Here is a 2906-nt window from a genome sequence, read left to right as displayed (position 1 = left end):
CCTTCGGGTGGGGCCCCCGGCGTTTTTATTACCCCAGTTGGGCCCCCCCTTTGCGGGTCTGGGGGGGGGCGTCAACCCCCCCCCCCCTCTTGGGCGGGGCTCTACGGGTGTGGCGGTGCGCGTTGCGGTTGCGTGCGATCTGGTGCTGGGTCGGTCATCGAGCAGGCGGCTTCGTGACTCAATTCTTGGGCGTCCCGAGCTTGTCATCCTCAGGGCTGAAACTGGCGCAGAAGCGCTGGCGTTGATGAGCCGAAATTGTGCGGTTGCAGCATGACTGCGACAGCGTAGCGACAGGTCCAACTACCTTAACGGCGTTATCATCTCCCGTCCTTCTTGCCCATTAGCGCCCACAACTCGATGTCCAACGAAGATTTCAAGCAGGCCGCCCTCGAATATCACCGGATGTCGCCGCCAGGCAAGATCAAGGTGGTGGCTACCAAGCCCATGTTGACCCAGCGTGACCTGTCGCTGGCGTATTCGCCGGGTGTGGCCCATGCCTGTGAAGCGATCATGGAAGACCCGGCCATGGCCAGCGAGATGACCGCGCGCGGCAATCTGGTCGGCGTGATCACCAATGGCACCGCGGTGCTGGGCCTGGGCAATATCGGCCCGCTGGCCGGCAAGCCGGTGATGGAAGGCAAGGGTGTGCTGTTCCAGAAGTTCGCCGGCATCGATGTGTTCGACATCGAAGTCAACGAGAACGACCCGGACAAGCTGGTCGAAATCATCGCCTCGCTGGAGCCGACTTTCGGCGGCATCAACCTGGAAGACATCAAGGCACCGGAGTGCTTCGTCGTCGAGCGCAAGCTGCGCGAGCGGATGAACATCCCGGTGTTTCATGACGACCAGCACGGCACCGCGATCATCGTCGGTGCGGCGGTCCTCAACGCCATGGTGATCACGGGCAAGAAGATCGAAGAGGTCAAGCTGGCCACCACCGGCATGGGCGCTGCGGGTATTTCCTGCGTCAACATGCTGGTTTCTCTGGGTTTGAAGCCGGAAAACATCCTGGCCTACGACCGTGACGGCGTGATCCACACCGGCCGCACCGATCTGGACCCGGAAAAGGCCCGCTACGCCCGCGATACCGACAAGCGCACGCTGGCCGAGATCGTCGATGGCGCGGACATCTTCCTGGGCCTGTCGGCAGGCGGCATCCTCACCAAGGACATGGTCGCCAGCATGGCGCGTGATCCGGTGATCTTCGCCCTGGCCAACCCCTACCCGGAAATCCTGCCGGAGGACGCCAATTCGGTGCGCTCGGACCTGATCATGGGCACCGGTCGCTCGGACTACCCGAACCAGGTCAACAACGCGCTGTGCTTCCCGTACCTGTTCCGTGGTGCGCTGGACGTTGGCGCTACCAGCATCAACGAAGAAATGAAAGTCGCCTGCGTGCGCGCGATTGCCGCGCTGGCCCGCAAGGAAGCTTCTGATCTTGGCGCCGCCTATGGCGGTGATGTGCCCAGCTTCGGCCGCGACTATGTGATCCCGCGTCCGTTCGATCGCCGCCTGCTGGTGGAGCTGTCGGCCGCCGTGGCCCAGGCCGCGATGGATTCGGGCGTTGCTACCCGCCCGATCGCCGACATGGGCGCTTACCGCGACAAACTGGCCCAGTTCGTCTACCGCACCAGCCTGTTCATGAAGCCGGTCTATGACCGTGCGCGTTCGGACAAGCAGCGCGTGGTTTACGCCGAGGGCGAAGAAGAAGTAGTGCTGCAGGCGGTGCAGAACGTGATCGACGAAGGTGTTGCCTTCCCGATCCTGATCGGTCGCCCGGACGTGATCGAAGCCCGCATCGAGCGGCTGGCGCTGCGCATGCGTGCCGGTGTCGATTTCGAGATCACCAACATCAACGACGACCCGCGCTTCAACGAGTACTGGCAGTACTACCATGAGATGACCGGCCGCAAGGGCGTCACCGTGGCCGCCGCCAAGAACCTGATGCGCTCGCGTCCGACCCTGATCGCGGCGGTGATGGTTGCCCGCGGTGAGGCCGATGCGATGTTGTCGGGCCTGGTTGGCCGCTTCCACAAGAAGCTGGGCTACGTGCGCAGCGTGATTCCGCTGGAGGCCAAGGTCAGCTCGACCTCGGCGATGACCGGCGTGATCAACAACCAGGGCGTGTTCTTCTTCGTCGACACGCATGTGCAGGAAGATCCCAGCGTCGAGCAGATCGTCGAATCCACGCTGCAGGCGGCGTTCCGCATGAAGCTGTTCGGTATCGAACCGAAGATTGCGCTACTGTCGCATTCGAATTTCGGCAGTCACGATTCCAAGGACGCGCTGAAAATGCGTCAGGTGCGCGAAGCGCTGCTCAAGCGCAACCCGCGCTTGAACGTGGACGGCGAGATGCAGGGCGACACCGCATGGGATGAGGCACTGCGCGAAAAGCTGCTTCCCAACAGCACGCTCAAGGGCCGCGCCAACCTGTTCGTGTTGCCGAATCTGGAAGCGGCCAACATCGCCTACAACTTGGTGCGCGTGTTCACCAACGGCGTGGCGATTGGTCCAATCCTGATGGGCATGACCAAGCCGGTGCACATCCTCACCAGCAGCGCCAGCTCGCGCCGCGTGCTGAACATGACCGCGATTGCCGCGGTCGATGCGCAGATCCGCAAGCAGATGGAAGCCGACCGCGCGGGTTGATTGCCAACCAGCACGTGTCTGAGGAAAGCCGGCCTTGTGCCGGCTTTTCTCTTGCGGGGGATGCGAGGTTGCAGACGCTCTGCGGGATCTGTTTGTTTTGTAGGAGCGGCGTCAGCCGCGAAGCAGATGCCCCATCAGATGGCAAGATCGCCAGATGCCTCGGGAATGTCAGCTTCGCGGGGGGCGCCCCGCCGAAAAGCATTTGGTGGGGGTTGGCGGTGGTGGGCGGCGGCGCGGGATGGGGAGGGCGCCCCCCG

At 63.2% G+C, this 2906-nt stretch carries 1 protein-coding gene; it reads left to right on the top strand.

Annotated features, from left to right (window positions below; all coding sequences use genetic code 11):
* The first annotated feature begins 357 nt into the window (after positions 1 to 357).
* A complete protein-coding gene (locus tag ACVOLZ_RS22200) occupies positions 358 to 2649 on the top strand; it encodes an NADP-dependent malic enzyme (protein ID WP_481518025.1) in 2292 nt (763 codons plus the stop codon).
* The last annotated feature ends 257 nt before the right edge of the window (positions 2650 to 2906 follow it).

Source organism: Stenotrophomonas sp. STEN020 (assembly GCF_056760195.1).
Note: the sequence above shows the minus strand (reverse complement) of the source record. Positions and strands in the feature narration are given on the sequence as shown.

What these genes read in the sequence shown, in the direction of transcription:
- ACVOLZ_RS22200 (WP_481518025.1), top strand. Translation starts at nt 358, where the DNA reads ATGTCCAACGAAGATTTCAAGCAGGCCGCCCTCGAATATCACCGGATG.